This window comes from Mucilaginibacter sp. AK015, from assembly GCF_014200785.1.
Lineage (GTDB): Bacteria > Bacteroidota > Bacteroidia > Sphingobacteriales > Sphingobacteriaceae > Mucilaginibacter.
This window is the reverse complement of the sequence record NZ_JACHCV010000001.1, coordinates 1,250,931-1,274,962: the sequence shown is the minus strand read 5'-3', so window position 1 is coordinate 1,274,962 and position 24,032 is coordinate 1,250,931. Positions and strand designations below refer to the sequence as shown.

Below are 24,032 nucleotides of genomic sequence, written 5' to 3'. Positions count from 1 at the left end.
ACGTGACCAACCAACCCTATCACAATGACACTTTTAACAAAGCAACGCGTTGTCGTTTCTGTCCGCACTTTCACATCCTTACCGGGATATTCAAAGGCGCTCCTTTTCGTTATCAGATTATTCAATTTGCATGCTAACAGCTGCCTGCGGGGACTGCGGCCCTTATCTGTACTGCTGCTTATTTTCTTCCGGGCAGCATGCGCCTGCGGGCAGAATGCGACAGTCAATGTGAATTCCGTTGCTTCGCCGTCCGCAAATGCAGCTTCAGCGTTAAACAGCTCCCAGAATTATAAGGTAAATCTGTACAGCGGCCAGCTGCAGTACGAAGCTGCAATTACTAAATTGAAGTTTGCCGGCATAGACATTCCGATCAGCGTTTCTTATAAAGCGTCGGGCGTTAAGGTGCAGGAGCTGCGGAGCATAACGGGCACTTCCTGGAAACTAAACGCAGGCGGGCTTATCGGACGCTATGTCCAGGGCCTGCCGGACGAACATGCCAACGGCTATTGCGGGGCCAACCGGATCGGCGGGAACAACTATGTGGCAGCTACCACGACCTATGCCGTAAATGCCGTAAATAACGACAATACAAAGACCACCTGGGACACCGAGCCTGATCAGTTCTTTTTTAGTTTTTTGAACTTCTCGGGGATCTTTATGCTTGATCCCGATGGCCTGCCCGTTTTGAAATCATCCTACGGTTTAAAGATTATCTACAGCCCCTTTGACCGGACCACAGGCAGGGCAGCGGGCGGACAGGAACAATGGATTATAAAGGACCGTCAGGGGAACAGCTATTATTTTGGCAGCGGCGCAACGGAAACAAGTGTAGTGACCAATAAGGGGCAAAATGCCGTTAATGCATTCACTAAAACGTTCATATCCGGGTGGTATCTGAGCAAGATTATAACTGCAGACAATCAGATCATTAATTTTTCCTATCAAAGCACTTCCGGGCAGTCCTATACCAATTACCTGAATGTAGTGATGTATTATGTCGAAAACAACCAGACGAAATCAAAAGCCTATAATGAGGATAGCGATGTCAGCATCAGCGCCCCGTTATCGCTGAAGAGTATCACTTATTCCATCTTTGAAGTCAATTTCAATTTTGACAATTCGCCTGCTTTATATGAGATCGAGCTCAAACAGAAAGGTAAAACGGAATATATTTACCACTTCAACTATACCGGCTTTTTCCCTTCCTACAGGCTGCTGCTCTCTTCCATTGAAAGACAGGACATTGTCACAACCGAACGGCATTACATGTACGGGTTCACTTACAACTCGCAGGTAAGTCTGCCCGAGAGGAATTCAATTCAAACCGACTACTGGGGCTATTACAATTCAAATCCGGGAACTTCCAACGTAGAAGGTTATGGCGGGAGCAACAAATCTCCTGACCCGGTGCGAACGCAAGCAAACATCCTGTTATCGGCAACGAATGAGTTCGGCGGTACTGACAAGTTTACCTATGAGCAAAATGTGGTCGGCCAAAGCCAGGTAGTCGGCGGCGTGAGGATAAAGAATGTCACCAGCTATGGTGAGAATAACGCTGTGGTAAGCAGTCAGACCTATGATTATACGGACCCGTCCACCGGGTACTCCAGCGGCCAGTCCTTCAACGGTTCTGGCCTGGAATGGTTCTACGCGGCGCCCGCTATGTACTATTTCTCCGAGTCGATCACCGCCGTTGCCGACCTGGCAGGGCTAAGCGTGGGCTATTCATGGGTTAAGGTGACCAATGCCGACGGCAGCGCCAGCAGATACCACTATACCAACTATTCGGATTATCCCGATGTAGGAAACGAAACGAGGTACAACATCAACGATCACTCCAGCACCACGATCGATCCCACTTCCGACATCTATTCACCAAACTTTCCCAAAACCTCTTTCTCATTCGCGCGGGGTCAGATCTTGTCAAAAGAGGAAATCAATGCAGATCAAAAAACGGTATCGGAGGTTACCAACACCTATTCGATGTCCGCCGCTACGGGTGATGTCGTATGGAAAAAGGTGTACCCCTGGTCCGGTATTCCATTTTTGCCATCGGTCCAGTTATACGCCATCCACAGGTCGGATTTTCAGCAGCAGGACTTATTATTAACCTCCCAAACGCAGACCAACAACTTTTTTATCAACCAGACCGCCAATGGCTCTTCAACCACCGGTATAACCTACACCTATACCTCGTATAACGGTGAAAGCTTTATTTCGTCAGAGACGAAAACCCTGAGCAACGGGAATGTTGAAAAGACCGTTTACCGCTATCCTTTCAGCGTACTGACGACTATACCTTCGGTTGCGGTAACAACGAGTTCGCCTTTATCCTTTATGGTACAAAACAATCGCATCGGCGATATTGTGGAAACAACGAAGACGATAACAAAAGCCGGCATTGAATACCTGACCGCTGCGGTGTTAAACCGTTATACCGCCGCCGGGCCGGGCGTCAAACTAACAGCCACTTACCGGCTCAGGAACCAGGGGATATTGAAGAGCAACTATATTTTTTATACCGTCACCCCGGGCGGCGGCAGTGAGACCGAAACAATTGACAACACCAATCTGGAACCGGTCCAAGTTATCGATTACGATGCCTGGGGGAACCCGCTCAGTACCAAAAATACTTTTTCCAATATCCAGACCTCTAATTTATACGGATATGATAAAAATTATACAGTTGCCAAAGTCGTGAACGCCAAGCCAAATGAGATCTTCTATGACGGCATGGAAGAAGCCGGTTCATGGGCAGGGGTGACCTATGACAACACGTTTAGCCACAGTGGCCAATATGCTGCGAAGATCGTCAACACCGGTAGCAATGAAATCTATCAGCATAGCAACGTCACCCTGAGCGTGGCGCTGGCGGCACCTAAAAAATTCAAATATTCAGGATGGGTTTACAGCACGCAGCCTTCAGCCGAAATCTTTTTGTTTATGAAACGTGCGGGTGAGACAGGTTACTATTCTTATGTTGACAATGTGATTACCACAGTGACCAACAAATGGGTGTACCTTGAAAAGACATTCCTGGTTCCGGCCGATGTTACCCAGCTGAATCTCCGGGTCGACAACAACGGTGCCCCCGGTGGGGGAACGGTTTGGTTCGATGATTTGCGTCTTTATCCTGCCGATGCGCTGATGAGTACCTATAATTACGAACCGCTGGTCGGGCTTACCGGGTCGGGCGATGAAAAAGGACAGACGGTAAGTTATGCGTACGACAATTTCAGACGGTTGATCGTGGAGCGTGACCTGAACGGATTTATTACGAAAACCTATACGTACCATAAAAGGATTTTCAGTAATGCAGCCATCAGCCAGACCTATGAAAAACAAGGCTGCCCGGTTAACACTATCCCTTCACAAATCCCTTACAATGTAGCGGCCAATGCTTATACTTCGACACTTTCCCAGCAGGACGCGGATGACAAGGCGGCCGCTGATCAGAAATCTAATGGACAAAACAACGCTAATGTTAACGGCACATGTACGCCGGTAAGTGTGCCCGTTTCCTTTAACCTGGTGAATCATACCGGTCTGAGCGGGTACGTGGTAACGTTTTCGGGTCCCGGCTATACAAGCTTTAGTTTCAATACCAATAGTACAATGAAAACGGTCAGCGTTAATTCAGGCACTTACAGCGTTTCGGTTGCTCCGGTAGGCAGTTACACCCTCCAGCGGGTGTTCGACCTGACGGGCAAGGCGGCGCAGTACGGCCCGGGGACGACCTTTACCAATGTCATCATCAGTCCAGGTAACATTCTTACGCTTAGCATATCCCCTTATTAAACCACATTTGACCATGAATACGCTTATAATCCGCAATCATTTACTACCCAGAATTGCCTCCGTATTACTGCTGCTGCAGTGGTTTACCGCTAAGGCGCAGGAGGAGAACTACCTCAGAACGCGCATACCGCTATCCCCGGTAGCTACCGTTGCAGGTGTAGATGCCAATGCGTCAAACCCCTCACTGGTGCAAACCGACTTTGTCTATTACGATCTATTCGGTCGTACGAAACAAACGGTGGGGTGCCAGCAATCATTTACCGGAAAAGATGTAATCCATGCCGTGGAATATGATCTGATGGGCAGGGAGGCCAAACAATGGCTTCCGTATACCTTTGCCAACCCGACGCCGGGCGCTTACCGCCCTGCCGGAACTACCGAAACAGCGAGCTTCTACGCACCGGGGACCGCCGTGCCGGCGATCGCAACCACGAACGTGCCTTTCTCTATAACGACATACGACGGTTCTCCGCTTGCCAGGGTTACGGAACAAAGCTACGCCGGAGAGACCTGGCAAACCGGCTCGGGCCATACGGTAAAGACCTCATACGGGACAAACGCGGCCAACGAAGTGCGAAAATGGACCGTCAGCGGTACGGGAGCTTCCTATGCGATGTATCCCGCCGGCAAGCTTTTGGGCACCACCATCACGAATGAAAACGGCTACAGCGTCACACAGTACAAAGACCTGAGCGGAAATATGGTTTGTAAAAAGGTCCAGGCCGGGGCGGCGCTATATCTATACACTGATTACCTCTATGATGATTTTAATAATCTCCGTTACGTGGTGCCGCCATTGCCTACGCTGCCTGCTGCCGTTCCGCTCCCTTCTTCATTTTCGGAGAGCGACCCACTTTTTGCAAATTTTTTATACGGTTACCATTATGACGGCCGCGGCCGGATGACCGAGAAGAAAATCCCGGGTAAAGGATGGGAGTATTTCGTGTATAACAAAGCGGACCAGGTCGTGCTAAGCCAGACCCCATCGCAACTGGCCCTGGGCGTATGGGCTTTTTTTAAATTCGATGCCCAGGGGCACACGGTCATGACCGGTACACTGACAAGCGCAAGCAACCGGACGGCGTTGCAGGCGACAGCAGAGTCATTTGCGGGGCCCGCTTTTGAGGCTTTCACCAATACACCTGTCAATTACGGCTATTCAGATAATAGTTATCCTGACAACACCTTAAGCGCCGCAAAGGAAATTTGGTCCGTATCCTACTACGATGGGTATGATTTTCTTTCGAATGCAGCTATCAATCCCAATACCAGCGTATTCACAGCACCTGCTGCAGACAATCTTTACAGGGCGCCGTCGGGACTTGCAACCGGCACCCTGTACAAAGTCATCGGTGCACCTACGTCCACTTATTTGCTCAGCATCAGCCATTATGACCTTTACGGGCGAAACGTGAAAACCATCACGCAGTCCTTCAAGCAGGGGAGCACCAATGCGGGCAATTATGATGTGGCCGAGCAGGAATATAATTTCAGCGGCCAGGTCACTAAGAGTACCCGGCTGCATTATGTGTCGTCGGTACAACAGTTGAATGTGGTCAGCTGGAACAATTACAATGCCGGCGGCCAGAAAACTTCGGTGCAGCAAAAGATCAATACCGGGGCTGTTTATACGCCGGTAGCATTTGAGTATAATGAACTTGGCCGCCTGAAGACAAAACATCTTCACAGCGCCAGTTCCAGCGCAACTCCGCCGCTTTCCGGTTTTTTTCAACATGTTGACTACCGCTATAATAACCGGGGCTGGCTGACGAGTATCAATGACCCGGGCAACCTAAGCGACCCGGTATATGGGGGCCAGGACCTGTTTGCAGAGCAAATTGACTATGAGAGCCCCAGTAGCCTTTATACCCCTGCGACGCCGCAATATAACGGGAATATTAGTTCCATAAGCTGGCAGTCGCTCGCTAAATCCCCAATGGTGCAGGAACGGCGGGGGTACGTGTATTCTTATGATGCCATGAACAGGCTTACCGGCGCCGGTTACCGATCGCCGTCCGGCAATGACAAGTTTAGTGAGGCCATCACTTACGACGAATTGGGAAACATCCTCACCCTGAACAGGAATATAACCAACAGCACGACATTTGCAAACAAACTCAGCTACAACTATGGTGCAGGTTCGCAGCGCAGCAACGCCCTGAAGTCGGTTAGTGATTTAGGGACAGAAGGCTATAATGCAACCTTTGCCTATCATTCCAGCGGTAACGAAGCAAGTGACAGCAAATTGATCTCCAGCATCCAGTATAACGCCATAAATCTTCCGTCGCTGATTACCCTGGTGTCCGGGAAAACGATCAAGTTCTGTTATACCCCTACTGGCACAAAGCTGGAAAAGGTTACCGCCAATGCAGGCGGAGGAATTATCGAGGACCGGAGCTACATTTCGGGTATCGAATACAATGCGAATACGCTCGAAAGTTTTTATAATGAGGAGGGGCGGGTGATCAAAAACGGTACCTTATACAAACCGGAATATTCCATTACCGATCATTTGGGCAGCCCCAGGGCGGTGTTTGGAGATGATGGTAACGGGGTTTTCTCTGCCAATGATATCTTACAGATCACAGATTATTATGCCTTTGGAAAGCAGATCGCTTATCTGGACGATACCGGCCCGGTCTACCCCTATAAATTCAGTAACAAGGAGTATTCGGCAGACATCAACGGCTATGATTTCGGCGCCAGGCTTTATAACCAAAGTTTATCCCGCTGGAATAACGTGGATAACGAGGCAGAAAGCAGCCGCAGATGGAGCCCTTACAGTTACACCTATAACAACCCGGTCCGCAACGTTGATCCTGACGGTCAATCGGTATTTGATGTGATTCCCAGTGTCGATGAATTTGCACGTTACCTGATCTACCGGGACTGGACAGTAGCAAAAAGTGATATGTGGAAACCGACGACGAGCGCATGGGATCAGGGGCTGAACAATTTTTATGGTTTCATGGTCCATTTGACGCCCTTTGGCGGCATCGTTGATTTTACGAACGCAGCCCGGAAAGGAGATGTAGGCGGCGCGATGCTTGGTCTGGCGACTACGGCGAGTTTTTTTGTCAGTGATTTTATCCTGCCGGAAAATCCCGCAACTTATGTCACGGAAGAAGGATTCGCCAACTGGAATACGATCGATCCGGTGCTGGGGGCCATGGCCAAACAGGAGGGGACTGCCAGCTTCGAGGCCGCAAGGTTTGAAAAGTATTTGAGCGACCCGACCGATATGGCCGGTAAAATGAGGCAGTGGAAGGTAAATCAGGAGAATTCGACCGCTATGCTGGATAACACGCAGACGTGGATCAATAACAATTATGGTGAGGGGACCACTACGTTATACAGAAACTTCGGGCCGAACGAATATAAATCGATAAGAGAAAGCGGGGGGTTTTCCATTTCGGAAAATAATTATGCGGGCAAACAATTCTGGATTGGCGAATCCGGGCTTGACTTTTGGATGCAAACGCAATTTCAGAAGCAGTTCACGGTCAAGTTAACGATACCTACCTCTTTTGTGACGCCTGGTAATCCAAACTATCTGTTTTCTGAATACGGTCATGACCTGATCAACAATGTACCCCATGTGGACGGTTATCCGGGTGGAACGATCAGCAATAGCACAAATCTTTCTATCTTTAATTCTGCGATGACAATAAACTGGTTTCAATATAGGTAATATGGATGGTCTTGTTGAATTACGTGTAAAATTGATATTTTTTGAACAGGCGCAGCAATGTTTTCGTTTCCCTGTTCAAAATACGATCAGGGTATCGGTCTGGTTCAAAGACCAGCGTCCTTCTTTGCCGGCTGAAGTTGTTGTCGAGCATGAGCCGCTGCAGCTTAATACGGAAAGGTTTTTAAAATTGCGTGTAGTGAGAAATGAATTGTTAATGAAAAATTTTTTGGTGGACAACAAGCTTTTTTTAGGCCCGCACTACGAGGCGATTGGAGAGGCGACTATTTTACAAATTATTAAACAGTAACTTCCGGGACCTTATGGTAAAGCACTGACGGCATGACACAGGCAACGAATCCAAATCAGGGGTAAAAAAGGAAATTGGAGCTGGTCAGGGAATATTCAGGCACTGCGGGAAGTTTTGTAGACTTTTTGAATCATACGTGCCGTAAAGCGGGAAAACAAACAGGTAAAAAGCGATGCCGGCAGGAATACTGCGCCTTTTATTCTTTCAAAAGATCGCTGACCTTAACGGCTACAACTGCTTGCCGGTGCCCTTGCAAGTTCTGCAGGTGTTCAGCGTAACCACTTGCCCTTTACCATGGCACACCCGGCATTCGGTTTTGCCTTTTCCGCGGCAGCTCTGACATGGGGCAGAACTATTTCCTAACCCGGAAGCGATCGCATCTATCCCGCTGCCATTGCAACTCTGGCATTTCCTTCCGCCTTTCCCGGCGCATTCCGTGCAAGTTAAATAGGCTTTTATCGTACCTGATCCGCCGCAGGTATTACAGGCCTTGGGCTCGACCAGTTGCCTGAGCTCGGTGCCGTCGATCAACCGGCTTACGGCTATGGCAAAAACCTGGGAGGTATTGATATTGATGATCTTAAGCCGGAGCTTAAACCGGTTACCGAAGTTGGTGATCTTACCCTCCACCCAGCCGTCTATTTTAAAAAACGCCACTGCTTTTTTCACGGTCGACTCGTCAATGATTCCCTGGGAAACCAAATGGTTTTCGCCAAGTAAGGCCCGGATATGGTCCCTGTCCATGACTTCCAGGCCGTCGGCATTGATCAGGTTCATCTCGACCTGTTCCTGGATGTAACGGACCGTCGCGTCACGCTTGCCCTCCTCATTTGTAAAGTCCAGTAAACCCAGCCGGATAACATGCTTTCTTAGCGTTTTTAAAGCCAGGTCGTCGGTTACCGCTTTGAGATCATGGTCCAGGCTTTGTGCGTAGCTGAGTGTACTATTGATCAGCAGTAAGCATAATGCGGCGATATTCCTCATAATATTGGGTTTAAGTGGTTGGTTTGATAATCGGTCAGTAACTTCTCGATAGCGCCTGCTTCGGCGTGTTCCTTGTCATCATAGGCATTCGCTACGCTGATCCTGAAGGCATCTGTTACAGATCGCGTAACGCACGATATAATGGTTATTTTTAACTTGGCCCTGCTGACATACCGGGTAAATTCGCCGGATTCGAATGCGTTGCTGTAACGGCCGATAATGATATACTTGACACGAGAGGGCAGTTCTAGTTTATTCAATATGGTAGTATTGGCACTCTCTACCCCTTTCAGGTAGACGGAATGGCTGAAGCGATCCGTGAAAAGAGAAGTTGTTGTGCTCAGCTTTAAAGAACCGTAAAGGTTGGCGACCATTGAAGATAAACTGTTCTCTATGTCGTTGTGATCGTTAATGACCAGCAAAGCGATATCAAAGTTACCGCCGCCATCGTTTAAAAGCCGGCCGTCGGCGGGCAGTTCGCTGCGCTCAGGCGGTGGCGGTGAATGTGGTGGTTTTGTTTGCGTTTGCAGCGCTGTCGTATCAGGGGACCGGCCGGCTGGTAAGGCGGCCGGTTTGACATACTTATCGATGATGTATTTTGTTATCGGCTTTAACCTTTTCCTGGTCTCTAGAGGATGAAAACCGTAAGCTGTATAAAATTCTATGCTGTTATTTATTTTGATATACCACACCCTGCCGATAGCGCCGTAGGTGATGGTGTCCGGACGGGTGATCTTTTTCAACGCGGCTTTTTCTTTGTCAAAAGCAATGATGGCGGTGTCGCTTTTTTTGATATCGCAGGAACATTTTTCGTACTGCACCCCGGCCCAGTACATGCACTGCCCCGGCCAAAATATGGATATGCCCCCGATGGCAGTAATGATTACGAAAGCGATCAGCCAAATAAGCGGTAATTTAAAAGGAATAGGCGGGGAGACCCGCTTTTTTGGCAGTAACCAGGCAAGCATATGATAGTGTTTGTCAGCTGGGTTTTCGACTCTTCCTTTTAACAGGTATTCCAGCGGCCTGAATTTGTCGATATCTACGGTCTCGATAATATGCCTGTAACCGTCTTCCGCGCCGGGGCTTTCGAAAAACAACCGGAGCGTATCATCGTCTTTAGGTTCCCCTTTTTCTTTATAAACGATCAGGCACTCATCCCGTAATTTTCCCGGGCTCGGATGGGCTAAATTCTTTGAAAGTTCATTTGCTGCTTTGCGATCGTGATAAGTCCTGAGGATATTATTTTTCTCTTCTTCGGTCATTGTGAATAGGTTATCAGGTGAAAATAACCGGAATTTTCGGAAACTGCAAACGGTAAACCGGAAATAGCGGAATACAGGCGGAAATAGCGGAAATCATTAGTTTTTAGGCATTTAGGGCCTATATATTTGTCCCAGCGATCAGCCCTGATCCCGGCAAGCTACCGGGAAGAATTTACAGGACAGGTTGCAAAGGGAGCATAGGACGCGGTCGCCGGCAGCCGGTTTGGGAAGCAGTTACCAGCTTCCGCGTCCAACGCTCCACCCACTTCCCAAAAATTTAAGAAGCGTTTCTTAAAAAGCCAGTTGTAGCGCTCCCCGCGATCGGTTTCGCGGGGAACTACAGTTTATTCATTCTTTAAATTTTTGAAAAAATGTTCAATTTATTTTTGGCACTTTTCCTGGCATTCTCATGCCCGGGGCCTAAGCATACCAGTAATTCAGGTACCGTTATAACCACCTTGGATACCGGGGGAGAATCCGGGCACGTTCCGCCTAACCCACCTCCGCCACCTCCGCCGCCGCAAGGTTAGGCCGTTCGTAAGGCAGGGGCCCGGCCCCTGCCTTACTTTTTGCCCATGATGTGATTTCATTGTTTTTTTATATTTTAGAAAAACAATGTTGAAAAGACTGCTTGTCCTGTTACCGGTTTTGCTGCTCGGCCTGTTTTCCTGCCGCAGGGAGCGCACGTCCGGACAGGTGGTCAAGGACGCCGATTACAAAAAGGCTGAAGCACTGATCTATACGCGTAGCGACTCGGCGTTTTATTATTTTAACCGGTACATTGCCGGATCAAAGGACAGCCTGCAGATCGCGATGGCCTATAACCGGATGGCGATGATCCAGTCGGAGGCGGGCGATTATTTCGGCAGCCATGAAACCTTGCTGACCTCCCTGAGGTACCTTCATGAAAACCGCCGGCGGGACTGGAGCTGCCTTTCTTCAGATTACAATGAACTTGGCGTAAGCAACGTCAACCTGAAAAATTATGATGCAGCGCTCGGTTATTACGACCAGGCGATCAAATATGCCGAAGCCAAAGAATACCGCCTGATCTTTTTGAATAACAAAGCGCTGGTTTACCAGAAAAAGAAAGCGTACGCGCAGGCGCTCGCCATTTACCGCACGGTCCTTCCACAAACGGCCCCCAACAGTATAGAATACGCCAGGGTATTATCCAATATGGCCCGGACGGAATGGCTTCAAAACCCGGCTTATCCGGCCTTGCCTGCGCTGATGAAAGCGCTGCAGATCCGCCGGGCCCGGCAGGACCTCTGGGGACAGAATGCGAGCTTTGCCCACTTGTCGGATTTCTACGGCAGGACCAACCCTGACTCGGCATTTCGGTACGCGGCAGCAATGTACGCGGTCGCCAGCCGTTTGAACAGCCCGGATGACCGGCTGGAGGCCCTGGAGAAACAGATCCGTATGGCGCCGGCAGGTACGGCCAAATCCTATTTCAACCGGTACCGCTCGCTGGCCGACAGTTTACAGGATGCGCGCGCTGCGGCAAAGAACCAGTTTGCGCTGATCCGGTACGATGCGGAGAGGAACAAGACGGACAATCTGCGCCTTCAAAAAGAAAACAGCGAAAAAAAATACCAGATCGTCAAACAATATATTTTATTGGGCGCGGTCTTGTTGCTGCTGGTCGGCGCGGTGCTATGGTACCGGAACGCAATGAGGGCCAGCCAGCTGAGGACTTCAAAAAAAGTGCATGATGTGGTGGCCAACGGGCTGTACCGCATGATGTCGGCCGTGGAGAACAGGCTGCAGGTGGACCGGGAGGAATTGCTTGATCAGATGGAAGTGCTTTACGAGCAGTCACGCGATATATCATATGACCTGCCGCGGCCGGCGGCGGGGGAGATGGACCGCCGGATCGAACAGTTGCTGTTGTCTTTCGGGACAAGCGGCACGAAAGTGGCCATTGTGGGTAACGACGCCTCTTTTTGGAAGAACGTCGGCGCAAAGGCCTGCGGGGAGCTGGAACAGGTCTTGCAGGAACTGATGGTGAATATGAAAAAGCACAGCGGGGCAAAAGCGGTTGTCATCCGGTTCGAAATCCGGGGCAGTATGCGCTGCATTGATTACCGTGACGATGGTATGGGCTGTCGTGAAGACCTCTCCTGGGGTAACGGTTTGACGAATACGGGAAACCGTATGAAAGCGATAAAAGGCACATTTATCTTTGAGGCCAAACCCGCCGGGGGGCTGCATGTGCAGCTGCTTTTCCCGGTTACAAACCAGATCAGCAATGTTTAAAAGCGTACTAATCGTAGAAGACCATGAAAGCGCAAACATTTCCGTGCAAAAAACGGTAACCGACCTGGGTATCAGCCGTAAGCTGTATGCTTATTATTGTGACGACGCGCTGATGCAGATCAGGAAAGCCGAACAGGCGGGCGACCCTTTCGAACTGATGATCACCGATCTTTCTTTTGAGGAGGACAAGGACCGGAAACAACAGTTGCCGGACGGGCGGGCGCTCATCCGGGCGGTCCGGGACATACAACCTGCGCTGAAGGTGCTGGTGTTCTCCGCCGAGAGCCGGCCCGCCGTCGTAAGTGACCTGTTTACCCGGTATGGCATCGACGGCTATGTACGCAAAGCCAGGCGCGACGCGCAGGAGCTCAGGCTGGCGATCGAAGACCTTTTTAAACATAAACAACATATCCCCGCGGAGTTCCGCCAGGAATTACGCCAGCATAACGCGCATGCGTTCAGTGCCTACGATGTAACGATCCTCCGGCAGCTCTCCGGCGGAAAGCTGCAAAAAGAAATACCGGCCTACCTCCAGGCGAACGGCATTACCCCCTCCGGGCTGAGCAGTATCGAAAAGCGGCTGAACCTGATCAAGGAGGCTCTTGGCTTTTCGAAGAATGAGCAGCTGATCGCTTACTGCAAAGATAAAGGGATCATATAGGATACGCTACTCTTGCTATGCTGTTTGGCATAGTAATCATTCATTTTTATATGAATAGCCCGCTTTACGGTTTCCCGTAAAAAATCCTTCTGCTTACGGCATAGCTTTGAATTATTGAATCACCTAAACCTTATCACAAATAAAATGGAATATAAAGTTGTGCCGTTTACGGCGACATTAAACCAGCAGAAAGAAACGGCTGCGGCAGTAGCCACGCAATTGGGTAACCTCATCAGCAAACATGCGGTCGATGGGTGGGCATACGTCAGGCTGGAAAGCGTCTCGACGTTTGTCGAGCCGGATAACGGCTGCTTCGGTATCGGGGCTAAACCGGGTTATATGAGCGCGTTCCAAATGGCGGTTTTCGCAAAGGGATAACCATGAGATGGATTTTGCTCGCGGCCATCAGGCTTTACTGGGCGGTCATACCGGAACGGAAAAGAAGGAAATGCCTGTTCAGAACGACGTGTTCGCAATATGTGTACCGCCAGACAAGGGACAGGGGGCTTTACCGCGGCCTTGTAGCCCTGGCGTTCAGATGGTCGAACTGCAGGGCCGGGTATCAGGTTTTTGAGCATCCGGGGGAAGGAGTGAAGCGCATGATGCTGCCGGGCGGACGGATCATTGACGAACCCGAGATCGCGGAAAGACTGCTTTTGTAAAGGGTTGAAAAATCAAGATGAATGAAAACGGCTTTACTTTTTCTTTTCCTGATCAATACGGGCTGCAAGGGTGGCGTCGCTGTTACCGCGGATAAGATGGTGTATGTCTGTGACAGTAAGGGTGCCAAAAGATATCATTTCCGGGAACATTGCCGGGGCCTGAGCAATTGCTCGGTACGGGTGCTGAAGATCACCTTAGAAAAGGCAAAGGAAGAGGGTAAAACACTTTGTAAATGGGAAGACTGAAACGGAATCAATAAATTTTTTTCTATGGATTTTTTACACAAGCTGCTGGGCGAGGACCTGCAGGCGGGTTTACTGGTTATATTGAACCTTATCGTAATTGAAAGCCTGTTATCGGTCGATAACGCGGCGGTACTGGCTACTATGGTTATTGATCTGCCCAGGAAGCAAAGAAGCCGCGCGCTCCGCTACGGGATCATCGGCGCGTACGTCATGCGGGGCATCTGCCTGTTCCTGGCCGCCTGGCTGGTGCGGATTTGGTGGTTAAAGCCATTAGGGGGCCTTTACCTGATCTACCTTGCTTTTAATTACTTTAAACCCAAAGCGGCTAATAACGAAAAAGAGCCGGACGGAATAGATAAAAAAAAGAGTTGGATTTACCGCGCCACGGTAGGAGCGATGGGAGCTTTCTGGGCGACGGTAGCGTTGGTAGAAATCATGGACCTGGCTTTCTCGATCGACAACGTTTTCGCGGTCGTGGCTTTTACCGATCACCTCTACCTGATCTACATCGGTGTTTTTGTGGGGATACTGGCTATGCGTTTCGTAGCCCAGGGTTTTGTCAAATTAATAGAGAGATTTCCATTCCTTGAGCAGGTGGCCTTTATCGTAATCGCCCTGCTTGGGCTAAAACTTTTCGCCTCACTGCTTACGCACTTTTACCCGTCATCCGCTGTCGCCGTTATCCTCGAAAGTAAGACTACAGATATATTCGTCTCCGTTTTTACCGTCGGTGTTTTTTTGCTGCCGGTGCTCAGTGCCCTTGCTTTCAATTTCCCCAAGCGAGCGTCACAGCCCTCCACGCTGACGGAACATGCAGCAGATATTCTGGATTGACAAACGATAAATCAATTTTACGATATGAATCATCTTTACAAATTTTTCGCAGGGCTGTGCCTGATCATCTGCTCCAGTAGATGTACGACCGAAAAGGACCCGTTTTCCCAACAAGGCGTGGACCTTTACGGCAAGGACCTGCCGGTTACGCTGAACGCCTACAACGATCTGAAGACCGGTACGGACAGCCGGCAGGCGCAGGGAGCGCCATCCATGTACGTGGATTTTTCAGCGGGTATGTACACCGCTTTTGGTACACCGGTGATCAGGCAGCTGATGTCGGAGTGTTTCAATACCGTTCTTGACCGCCAGTTCGCTGTTTATAAACTCGTACAGGGGCAGGTAAGTCCTATAGCAGTACATAATCCGACCGAACTTGGCCAGATCGTGAATGATCCGAAACAATACCTGGACCGCCGCGCGCCTATACAAGCCGCAGTGGAAAAGATCGTCGGCGAAAAAAGTGACGCCCTGCTTATAACCGATTTCGAGGAGTGGCAGGATAACAGGGAAGTTACGTCGACAGCTTATTTAAAGATCGCTTTCTCGAAATGGCTGCAGGAAGGTAATTCCATTTCTTTTTTTATTGCCGATTACCGGGAGGGAACTATTGACAAACACATCTATTTCACCATATTCACCTACGGCCATCCGGCAGCGAATAGCCTGGTCACCAGGCTGCGGCCGAAAATGGCGGTCCTGCCGGCAAAGTTTGACCTGGCGACTGATGCCTATCGCCTGACGACCGAATACCCGGGAGCGAAGACCGGCGGGATTTTCTATGACACCGGTGGGAAGACTGACCAGGAGCGGAACGTACTCGACCTGCAGCCGGGTTACATCAATGGAATGGTTGAAAACAAGCCTTTTGAGTATTACCCGCTTGGAGTCAACTGGGAAACGATCGCGCAGACCCGAAAAGATTACGCGGACCAGGGGCAGTTTCGTGACCTTTTCCGCAGGTTATTTATCGACCTGAGTAATACCGACAGCTACCGTTATCAGCAGTTGGAAGTAAAGACCTTCGATGCCACCGCGGATTATGAGCGTTATGCCCGGTCTCTGGAAGTGAAAAAGCACAAGCCCAAACTGACCAAAGGAAGTGACGGCCAGGATCAGATCTCAGATAAAGAAACCGATGCGATCGCGCTGGCCTGCTATAATCCGGATGGAACAGTCAAAGCGGCGTACCGGTACGAACCACAGGAAGCGCAGCCGCTCACGGATGTGTTCGTGCTGAACCAAACGCTCTTTGGCAATACGTTCCGGACTGATAAAGCAAAAACGGAGATCGGCATCGCTTTTGCACCGGCATTCGCCCTATCTAAGATACCTGATCCTAAGGCTTTGATCCGGGTGATGGTCAGTCTGAGCAGCGTAACCGTTAATAGCACCAACCCGGTCCTGGAAAAGTTCAAATGGATGAACGCCGCCGGTACGGCCAACACCGCTCTTTACGGGTCGGTTATAAGCACTATCGAAGAACTGAAACCCACTAACAAGCCAATTTACACTTACTATATCAAAACAACTGAATAATCATATCAACACCATGGAATCAATTACCGCTTATGTTATCTCGGGTATTACGACCCTTGTGCTTTTACTCGTTGCAGCCGTGATCGCTACCACGATCAACTTTGAAAGAGGCAGCCGTCCAAAAGACGCGGCCAAAAGAAAGACCTGGTTCTGGGTGATCGGAGCACTGAACCCCGCCCTGATTTTTTTGCTGGGTTACTTCATTTTCAAACCCGATGCCAACGTGATGATCGTCAAACGATTTATCCACTCGCTGAGCATCGGTGCAGCCTGCGGGTTCGCCGGATACCTCCTGCTGGGATTCGTACTGAGTAAGATATATAAAAATGGCAAAATAGGCCACTGGTTTTAAGATTTAAGATGATGGATAAATTATTTGTAATAGCAGTTGGCGGAACCGGCATGCGCTGCCTGGAATCCTTTGTACACCTGTGCGCGATCGGGATGTTTGACAGCAGGGAGATCGAAATCCTGACCCTTGACACAGATCAGACGAATGGGAACAAAGGGAAGGTAGAAGAGCTGATCCGGTTGTATAACCGGGTAAAATCATCAGACACCCAGGAAGGAGGAACGCCAAATGCGAATACCTTTTTCTCGACCAAGCTGAACTTATACCGCTTCTTTACCAACTATTCGGAAAGGGGGAGAGAGAATTATAAAAACCTGTCCCGGCTTTCCACTGGCTCACCGGAACAGCAGCGGGACAATAAATTATTGTCAGACCTTTTTTTGGATACCCAGTCCGTACAGGAGTTCAACCTTGCTCACGGTTACCGCGCGCAGACCCATCTGGGTTCCTTGCTGATGTACCACGGTATTGCCGAGGCTGCCAGGCATGTCGCCGAAGGCGGGCAGGTGCAGATCCAGGAACGGGAACTGGAACAATTCATCGCCAAACTGGAGCGGGCCGGCGAAGCTGCCAGGGTGTTTGTATTCGGTTCTGTCTTTGGCGGTACCGGCGCTTCGTCTATTCCGATCCTGCCGCAGGCGCTTCAGGACTTTGTCAGGATCCGCTCGGCGGGGGCTTCCAGTATCGATCTTGGAAAGGCCAAATTCGGCGCCACGCTGCTGACGGAATATTTCACCTTCCGTAAACCTGACGATAAACAACGATCAGTAAGGGAAGACAGCGTGATCGCAGATGCGTCCTTTTTCCCCTTAAACAGCCAGGCTGCACTGCAGTTTTACCAGAGCGATCCCACTGTTCAACGTTCCTACAAGCTGCTTTACCATATAGGCTGGCCGGTAGAGAGCAAAAAAGCGGATGGCGGGCGGGACAGCGGCAAAACGGTCACCGGCGGAGCGGATCAGAAAAACGCGTGCCATATCACCGAATTGCTGGCGGCTTGCGCTGCCTATGATTTTTTTACCCGCAATTCGTTATTGGATGGCCCTAAGGCGACCTATTTGTATAAAGCGGCAACGTTCAGCAATAGCGCCTTTAGTTTTACGGCCGAGGACCTGGTCGGCAACTCGGAACGCACCGGGGAAATCTTCGCCAACAAACTGGGCGCTTTCTTTTCACTTGCCCATATCTCGCTGACTGCGAACGGCGGTGCACGGGGCGACCTGGGTATCAAGGCTTTTATTAATCTGCTTCAGAAACAAAAAATAAATCAATATGACAGCATCGACGAAACGCAATGCAAGGACATGAACGATTATTTCAAACACTTCGCTTATACGTTCGACAATGACAAATTCCTGCCGGGATGGCTATACCAGCTACGTAGTTCGATTGCGCCGGGGAGCTTTATCTTCAGCAGCAGGGCCTTCCCCGATAACGAGGCCGAGTTGAACAGGCTGGATGTAGGGGCCCTTTTTTCGGATGAAAAATATCACTGGCCAAAAAGCCTGATCAGCAGCAGGTACAGCACCTTTGTGTCCAAACTGATCGAAACCGGCCCCGGTGAACAGCAGAAGGCGAATACCATCAAAGAAAAGTTCCTCGCTCACCTTTACAACGCGCTATCCAATTCACAGGGCTTCCGGCTCAACTAAAGCAATATCCGTCATGCCAAACCAGATTAAAGCACTTGTCATCAAGGTCAAATCTTCCACAGAGCCCCAGGGCGTGGCCTTTGCCTGGGATAAGCTTCCGCAACTTGAAGTTTTTACCAGGAATATCCTCATCCCGGAGATCGCTGTCGACCAGCAGGGGAACTCCGCTGTTAACATCGGCTCCATCGTTTCGGGGATGCCTACCGTTTTTGCGCGCGCTGCCCTGTTTGACAACGCGTTGAACAACGTACAGGACAAAAATGCAGAAGCTGCGGGGCTCATGCTGTTCTATAAATCCCTGATCAGCGAATGGAAGGGTTTTATCAGCTGCCTTGCGCTGAATTACAAAGATATCAGTATCCAACGGGTGCCGCTGGCTTATACCGATGGCCTGCCTATCGGGGAGACGGGTAATATTTATGAACCTAAAGGCGCTTTTGGTAACGCTTTGTTCGGGCGCAGGCCGCTGTGGTGCGACCAGGCGCTTGCCGAAAATGCGGAAAAGGTCCCTTTTATCGACATTATCTCTTATAAAGGACAGGTACTGGGCGGCACCTCGCCGGATTGCCTGCTCTTCACGTCTGTAGCTTACCGGCTGGACGACCGCCTGCCTTTTGTCAGTCTGCAGAATGGCCGGCTGACCGACCCGCTGACATCGGACCTGCGCCCCGACGAGCTTTACAAACTGTATGGCTATGCCAAACATATCCTGAACAATATGGAGGGTTTCCGCCGCCAATTCGACGGGCTGGAAGCGTCTATACGGCCTGATTACAGCGCGGTATCCGCGGCATTAAACGCCTGGATGATGGACATGGTCAGCTATCAGCAAAGTAAAAACTTTGCCAGGCTGGAGCAGCAGACCCCTCCGGAGGTAGGCGCGCTTTTTCAACAGCCGTTCGCCAAACTGTTTAACTATTCGACCATTCTGTATGGTTCGGAAGGGGTCATCTCCACGGATGCCACTTCGGATTCCAGTATTGCTTTCGACCCCAAGGATTTGCTGCTCCCCGATTCTACGGAGATCGTTCAGTTCGATTTCGGGAAACAAGGGGTGATGACGCGTAACTATCTGAACGATAAGCCTATTCTTTTACTGAGTGCGGAGACCAGGGGCCAGGCCAGCCACTTTGCTTATTTTTCCCTGCCGCTTACCCCGCTGGCACTAAACGTCTTCGGCGCTAACCTGGATGCGTTGGCGGGGCTCAACGAGACCGCGAACGTAACCTCCCGGATCACAGCAGTCTATGACCCGGGCCAGCAGGGCGGTGAAAAACTGATCGTTCAGCTGAAGCTGATCACCGATACGGGCAACGAGATCATCAAGCAGGTGGTGTACAACGTCATCCGCGAAACGATCATGAACCGGGACGTGCTGATGTGGCCAAACTTTATCTCCAAGCAGTGGGGTCGGTACTTTTTATACTCCGAGATACCCCACAACGATGCCCGGTTCCAGGCCACGCCTTTTATCGGTAACGTGAACGACGACTTTTTCAGGATCGCCCTGGACGCTGCGGGGAACCCGCTTTACCTGGCGGCTAAAGGGCGCACCGCCGATCTCCCCAAAGAGCAGGGGGTAGCCGCCAAACTGCATATCGCCTCAAATAATGCTGTGGCAGATAATAAATACAAATATGAGATCTATGAGAGCAACCAGCCTTTTAAAGGCCTGCGGTTTGCCCATGCAGGCGTTCCCTGCGGTTTCGGGGTGATCCGCTACACCGGGATGACCGGCAGTAAGACGCTGCCGGTTAACATGCTCAGCGCTTTCCGGAACCTCTCACCTGCCTTTTTAGGGGTTGATTTTGGTAGCACCAATACCTCCGTGGCCTACTGGTCGGATGCCCAGAACAAAGTTTGCGATCAGGTGCGACTCAGCAATAAACGCGTGTCCCTGCTGGGAAACGACAATAAGAATAATGATGAACGCCCTGCAGTGGAAGATGAGATATTCTTTTTCCAGAATGACGAGATCCTGACCAATGCGATCAAGTCGGTACTGACCTTGCACGATACCCGCAGGGTCGTGAACGAGAACGGGCTACAACAGGATTCTCTTTTATCACAGGCTGTCAAAGGCGGTTTTCCCTGTTTTGAAAAGAACCTGCCGATCGATTCGGCGACGGACAGCCGTTACATCCTGAATTATAACCGGGTGGGCAGCGCTGAACTCGTCTATAACATGAAGTGGTCGACGCAGTCCCTTGACAAGAGCTATAAGACCGCCTACCTGGGTTCGCTGCTGCTGCATATCTATGCGCAGTTATTCGTCGAAGGTCATGAACCGCACACCCTGAAGTGGTCGTACCCCTCCTCCATGGGCAAGGCTATGCTCAACGAGTACCGTGCGATCTGGGATTCGCTGGTCGCCGTCAACCCGCTCAACAGTACGGTCAAGCTGAAGACCTACCGGCCTTCGGACCTTTCCAGCCTTGGTGATACGGCCGGTGAGAGTACCTGGGCGGCGGCGGGCAGTACACCGTCATGGGGAAATGCGCAAGGCAGCAGTGCCTGGTCAGCGGCCCCACCGGCATCGCCCGCGTCCCCGGGCTGGGGGGCGACCTCCGCGCCGGAGGCCACACCGGTAGAGATCCCCTCGGATAAAGGGCCGGTACGTTTCGATTTTGAGGAACTGAACGATAATGAATCTTTATCGGAAGCCTGCGCTGTTGCCAATTATATGCTGCGGCCGGGCGGTTATGCGGTAAGCCAGGGGGAAATGCTGCTTTGTTTTGACATCGGCGGGAGTACAACAGATATTACCGTGCTCTCCGACCTGGGAACCGGCAAGGCCATGATCAAACAAAATTCGATACGTTTTGCCGCTGAGCGCCTGGCGCAGGCGACGAAGTGTTCTCCTAACTTCAAACGTGTTCTGTTGAAGGTGTGCGAGCAAAAAAAGATCTTCATCCAGGGTTTGAACAAGGGGGAAGACAAGTTTTCGGCTGCTACCGCGCCGTATTATTTCGAGCAGGTGGTCGACCGGTTGGAAGCGGCGGATTTTGAAAGCTTTTACCGGCTCATCGCCGCTGAATGTAAGGAAATGATGAGCGTAAACCTGTATATCACGGGGCTGATTATGTTCTATTCCGGGCAGCTGGTAGGCAAGCTTCGCGAGGAGGTTGTCCGTTCGCAGGACGCTACGGAGCTGGTTAAAAGAACGCAGCCCCGGGTCCGCATTGCTTTTGCGGGTAAGGGCGCGCGGATATTCGACTGGTTTAGCGCAGTGGATGAAAAAGCGGCTGATGACTACTACACGCAAATGTTTCTGCGCGGTATCGGCGGTGAAGCGGTAGCCCGCACGACCATTGTCCCGTTTTCGCTCAGCCCGCTGAAGATCATCGATATCAATTCGCAACGCGGGAAAGATAACGCCGACATCAAATATGAAGTATCCAAAGGCCTGGCCATCCCAACCAACAGGACAAAGATCCTGGTGCCCAAAAATAAGCAGGCGATCGAAATCCTTGGCGAAGACAACTTCTGCATCGTAAAGCCAGGCGGCCAGGTGGAATACCTGGAATCAACCAATTCGGTCATCCCCGAAATGCTGGAGCACCTTGGTACGCATTTTCTTTACCGGGTGAAACCGGGTAAACCACCCTGTCCGCGCTTCATGGACTTCGCCGATCTGTTCTACCGGGTGAGCTCCGCCATGTTCGGGCTGAAAATGACGCCTGCGGATTTTATGGAAGGGTTCCTGGACATGAATATCGAAAACTACATCCGGTCGATCCCGGAATTTACCGAGGCGCAGAGCCGCAACAATAATGAACAAAAGAAATTTGACTATGTCGCCCCGGTGATTATTCTCGAGGGGATGAAATTTTTTGAAAGCCACCTGTTGAAGGGTATCCAGACCAGCTAAATGAACTACAGTGTCGTTGTAAAAGTTTCCAGGCGGTCGGTCGCCTTTTGGTACCAGGCCGGCGGCAAGCGGTACAGCCCGCTCCTGATGAAGGGCGTCAGCGAAGTGCCGCTATACTTTTACGTGCGGGATAACCAGTTTGAATTCGGGATTTCGGCCCGTGACCGTTTTTACCGGCACGATCCCGACGCTTTTGGGGATTATTTTGAACTGATCGGCGACCCGGTCCGGCATTTTATGCTGCACGACAGCCCCAAGCGGGTGAAGCAGCTGCTTTACTATGGGATCGAACAATACCTGTCGCACTTCCTGCTTACGGTCATGTACAAAAATGACGCGATCGAAGCTTACCGGGGTGCGTTTCCCTTGAAATTTATCTTCGGACCGGATCTGGAAGAACCTGAACGGGCCCTGGTGGCGGAGATGTTCCGGGAAGCGGGCTACCGCACGGTCTCCGTGCTCAGTTATTCGAACCTGTTGATCGAGCATCTCCGTAGTGCCGGTATCGTGGGTGGCCAAAAGGCAGTACTGGTACTGACCGGTCTGGATGGCACCTTGTATGCGGAACTTTATAAGAACGGAGCGGAGGGGCCCCTGACCAGCATCGCCCTCCCCAATCAGGGTGCCGACCCGCGGATCAGGATACTGGCGGGCATGATCCTTACCTATATCACCGACCAGTGTCCGTACCTCGATCTGGACACTGGTCGTGAACTCAACACATTAATACCTTATTGCGCGAACTTATTGCAGGATCCGCCGGTGATCCTGACCGGCGAAGCCGAGTTGAGCACGGGCGATAAGTACTGGTTCAGGATCAACATGACGAAAGTGGAGGAAAGCCTACAGTATTACAGCGGTGATCTTGCCGCCAATACCGCCATCACGGACTTGTTGAGGCGGGTTGGTGTCCTGCCGGAGGATGTGGTGGTGCTTTTAGCGACAGGCGCGATCCAGACACCTTATTTTTCCCGGCGCCTCCTGAAGCAATATCCGCGGGTACTTCCTATTGAACCTGTCCATACGGATGGGGCTATGCAGCTGGTCTTCCGTAAGGCGGGGCCCCGGCCGATTACGCCGCCACCGGAAATTAACAGCGTTCCGGCAATCCCTGGGCCGGTCACCCCGGAACGGCCAAAAATGCCGCCCGCGAGACCGCCTGTACCGGCGGCCCTGCAGCGGGGAAAGCATGAGGCGGCGGACAAGCGGCCTCCGCTGCCGGCAGCTACACCAAAAACAAGCCCGGTGGTACCGCCGCCATTGCCGCCTGTGAAGAAAAAAACAAACCCATAAATAGATGGCTATACAACTACAAAAAAAAGAGACTGTTTCGCTGACGAAAGTGGACAGTGGCCTGCAGCGGATCGTCGCCGGTCTGGGCTGGGATCCGGCAACAGTAAACGGGCACCCGGTAGACCTCGACCTGTCTGTGTTCATGATGGGCGCAGGCGGCAAACTGGTCAGTGATGAATTTTTTGTTTTTTACAATAATCCGTCCAGCCCCGACGGGGCCGCATTCTATCCCGTCGACAGCAGTGCGGGAGAAGGTGATGGTGACGATGAAGTGATCCGGGTGGACCTGCTCCGCGCGGATCCCCGCGTGGAGTTCCTCTATTTTGCGGTCACCATCGACCGGTCTGAAGAGAGAGCCCACCATTTCGGACACGTACAGAACGCCTGCATCCGCATCCTGAACGCGGACACTAACCAGGTGTTGTGCGAGTACCGGCTGAACGAACATTTTTCAGGCGAAGACTCTCTGCTCATCGCTACCATGGCCCGAAACGAGGGTGCCTGGGACCTGGAGGCGGTCGGGCAGGCTTTTATGGGCGGCCTGGGCACGCTGGCCGAGATGTATCAATAACGTGGCGACTGAACCATGGTACAAAATCAATAAATCAACAAAGA

General features: G+C 51.0%; 17 protein-coding genes. 15 read left to right on the top strand and 2 right to left on the bottom strand.

Features of this window, described 5'->3' with window-relative positions:
- The first annotated feature begins 24 nt into the window (after nt 1–24).
- The 3 genes from HDC91_RS05520 to HDC91_RS05510 are packed head-to-tail and all read left to right on the top strand — an operon-like array spanning nt 25 to nt 7,796.
- On the top strand, nt 25–3,798 hold the full coding sequence (locus HDC91_RS05520; RefSeq protein WP_183549079.1) for a DUF5977 domain-containing protein: 3,774 nt from the start codon (nt 25–27) through the stop codon (nt 3,796–3,798).
- 13 nt (nt 3,799–3,811) lie between these two features.
- On the top strand, nt 3,812–7,489 hold the full coding sequence (locus HDC91_RS05515) for a DUF6443 domain-containing protein (protein ID WP_183549077.1): 3,678 nt from the start codon (nt 3,812–3,814) through the stop codon (nt 7,487–7,489).
- A gap of 1 nt (nt 7,490) precedes the next feature.
- On the top strand, nt 7,491–7,796 hold the full coding sequence (locus HDC91_RS05510; RefSeq protein WP_183549075.1) for a hypothetical protein: 306 nt from the start codon (nt 7,491–7,493) through the stop codon (nt 7,794–7,796).
- 228 nt (nt 7,797–8,024) lie between these two features.
- Here HDC91_RS05510 and HDC91_RS05505 read toward each other — a convergent pair whose 3' ends face one another.
- Both HDC91_RS05505 and HDC91_RS05500 read right to left on the bottom strand, forming a co-directional pair.
- Nucleotides 8,025–8,780 (bottom strand): hypothetical protein, encoded by a 756-nt coding sequence (locus HDC91_RS05505; protein WP_183549073.1) that lies wholly within the window; start codon nt 8,778–8,780, stop codon nt 8,025–8,027.
- Nucleotides 8,777–10,045, bottom strand: coding sequence for a hypothetical protein (locus tag HDC91_RS05500; RefSeq protein WP_183549071.1), 1,269 nt, complete (start codon nt 10,043–10,045; stop codon nt 8,777–8,779). The genes HDC91_RS05505 and HDC91_RS05500 overlap by 4 nt, the downstream gene beginning before the upstream one ends.
- A gap of 615 nt (nt 10,046–10,660) precedes the next feature.
- On the opposite strand from HDC91_RS05500, the gene HDC91_RS05495 reads away from it, so the two are divergent.
- The 12 genes from HDC91_RS05495 (at nt 10,661) to HDC91_RS05440 (ending at nt 23,988) form a co-directional block, all read left to right on the top strand.
- A complete protein-coding gene (locus tag HDC91_RS05495; RefSeq protein WP_183549069.1) occupies nt 10,661–12,307 on the top strand; it encodes a tetratricopeptide repeat-containing sensor histidine kinase in 1,647 nt (548 codons plus the stop codon).
- Nucleotides 12,261–12,968, top strand: a complete 708-nt coding sequence (locus HDC91_RS05490; protein WP_255476663.1) for a response regulator — start codon at nt 12,261–12,263, stop codon at nt 12,966–12,968. The genes HDC91_RS05495 and HDC91_RS05490 overlap by 47 nt, the downstream gene beginning before the upstream one ends.
- 144 nt (nt 12,969–13,112) lie before the next feature.
- Nucleotides 13,113–13,346, top strand: a complete 234-nt coding sequence (locus HDC91_RS05485; protein ID WP_183549067.1) for a hypothetical protein — start codon at nt 13,113–13,115, stop codon at nt 13,344–13,346.
- A gap of 2 nt (nt 13,347–13,348) precedes the next feature.
- Nucleotides 13,349–13,630: a membrane protein insertion efficiency factor YidD gene (gene yidD, locus HDC91_RS05480; RefSeq protein WP_183549065.1), complete on the top strand. Its 282-nt coding sequence runs from the start codon at nt 13,349–13,351 to the stop codon at nt 13,628–13,630.
- Nucleotides 13,631–13,651: 21 nt separating this feature from the next.
- Nucleotides 13,652–13,876, top strand: a complete 225-nt coding sequence (locus HDC91_RS05475; RefSeq protein ID WP_183549063.1) for a hypothetical protein — start codon at nt 13,652–13,654, stop codon at nt 13,874–13,876.
- A gap of 24 nt (nt 13,877–13,900) precedes the next feature.
- Nucleotides 13,901–14,710: a DUF475 domain-containing protein gene (locus HDC91_RS05470; protein ID WP_183549061.1), complete on the top strand. Its 810-nt coding sequence runs from the start codon at nt 13,901–13,903 to the stop codon at nt 14,708–14,710.
- A gap of 24 nt (nt 14,711–14,734) precedes the next feature.
- Nucleotides 14,735–16,249: a hypothetical protein gene (locus HDC91_RS05465; RefSeq protein WP_183549058.1), complete on the top strand. Its 1,515-nt coding sequence runs from the start codon at nt 14,735–14,737 to the stop codon at nt 16,247–16,249.
- Nucleotides 16,250–16,262: 13 nt separating this feature from the next.
- On the top strand, nt 16,263–16,601 hold the full coding sequence (locus HDC91_RS05460; protein ID WP_183549056.1) for a hypothetical protein: 339 nt from the start codon (nt 16,263–16,265) through the stop codon (nt 16,599–16,601).
- Between the two features lie 11 nt (nt 16,602–16,612).
- Nucleotides 16,613–18,253: a hypothetical protein gene (locus tag HDC91_RS05455; protein WP_221262110.1), complete on the top strand. Its 1,641-nt coding sequence runs from the start codon at nt 16,613–16,615 to the stop codon at nt 18,251–18,253.
- A gap of 13 nt (nt 18,254–18,266) precedes the next feature.
- Nucleotides 18,267–22,124, top strand: a complete 3,858-nt coding sequence (locus tag HDC91_RS05450) for a hypothetical protein (protein WP_183549052.1) — start codon at nt 18,267–18,269, stop codon at nt 22,122–22,124.
- Entirely contained in the window at nt 22,125–23,417 is a 1,293-nt protein-coding gene (locus HDC91_RS05445) for a hypothetical protein (protein ID WP_183549050.1), read from the top strand.
- Between the two features lie 4 nt (nt 23,418–23,421).
- Nucleotides 23,422–23,988 (top strand): TerD family protein, encoded by a 567-nt coding sequence (locus HDC91_RS05440; RefSeq protein WP_183549048.1) that lies wholly within the window; start codon nt 23,422–23,424, stop codon nt 23,986–23,988.
- The last annotated feature ends 44 nt before the right edge of the window (nt 23,989–24,032 follow it).

Bases quoted from the DNA above. Each gene is read 5' to 3' on its own strand.
- HDC91_RS05520 (WP_183549079.1), top strand. From the start codon at position 25: ATGACACTTTTAACAAAGCAACGCGTTGTCGTTTCTGTCCGCACTTTC.
- HDC91_RS05515 (WP_183549077.1), top strand. From the start codon at position 3,812: ATGAATACGCTTATAATCCGCAATCATTTACTACCCAGAATTGCCTCC.
- HDC91_RS05510 (WP_183549075.1), top strand. From the start codon at position 7,491: ATGGATGGTCTTGTTGAATTACGTGTAAAATTGATATTTTTTGAACAG.
- HDC91_RS05505 (WP_183549073.1), bottom strand. From the start codon at position 8,780: ATGAGGAATATCGCCGCATTATGCTTACTGCTGATCAATAGTACACTC.
- HDC91_RS05500 (WP_183549071.1), bottom strand. From the start codon at position 10,045: ATGACCGAAGAAGAGAAAAATAATATCCTCAGGACTTATCACGATCGC.
- HDC91_RS05495 (WP_183549069.1), top strand. From the start codon at position 10,661: ATGTTGAAAAGACTGCTTGTCCTGTTACCGGTTTTGCTGCTCGGCCTG.
- HDC91_RS05490 (WP_255476663.1), top strand. From the start codon at position 12,261: ATGTGCAGCTGCTTTTCCCGGTTACAAACCAGATCAGCAATGTTTAAA.
- HDC91_RS05485 (WP_183549067.1), top strand. From the start codon at position 13,113: ATGGAATATAAAGTTGTGCCGTTTACGGCGACATTAAACCAGCAGAAA.
- yidD (WP_183549065.1), top strand. From the start codon at position 13,349: ATGAGATGGATTTTGCTCGCGGCCATCAGGCTTTACTGGGCGGTCATA.
- HDC91_RS05475 (WP_183549063.1), top strand. From the start codon at position 13,652: ATGAAAACGGCTTTACTTTTTCTTTTCCTGATCAATACGGGCTGCAAG.
- HDC91_RS05470 (WP_183549061.1), top strand. From the start codon at position 13,901: ATGGATTTTTTACACAAGCTGCTGGGCGAGGACCTGCAGGCGGGTTTA.
- HDC91_RS05465 (WP_183549058.1), top strand. From the start codon at position 14,735: ATGAATCATCTTTACAAATTTTTCGCAGGGCTGTGCCTGATCATCTGC.
- HDC91_RS05460 (WP_183549056.1), top strand. From the start codon at position 16,263: ATGGAATCAATTACCGCTTATGTTATCTCGGGTATTACGACCCTTGTG.
- HDC91_RS05455 (WP_221262110.1), top strand. From the start codon at position 16,613: ATGGATAAATTATTTGTAATAGCAGTTGGCGGAACCGGCATGCGCTGC.
- HDC91_RS05450 (WP_183549052.1), top strand. From the start codon at position 18,267: ATGCCAAACCAGATTAAAGCACTTGTCATCAAGGTCAAATCTTCCACA.
- HDC91_RS05445 (WP_183549050.1), top strand. From the start codon at position 22,125: ATGAACTACAGTGTCGTTGTAAAAGTTTCCAGGCGGTCGGTCGCCTTT.
- HDC91_RS05440 (WP_183549048.1), top strand. From the start codon at position 23,422: ATGGCTATACAACTACAAAAAAAAGAGACTGTTTCGCTGACGAAAGTG.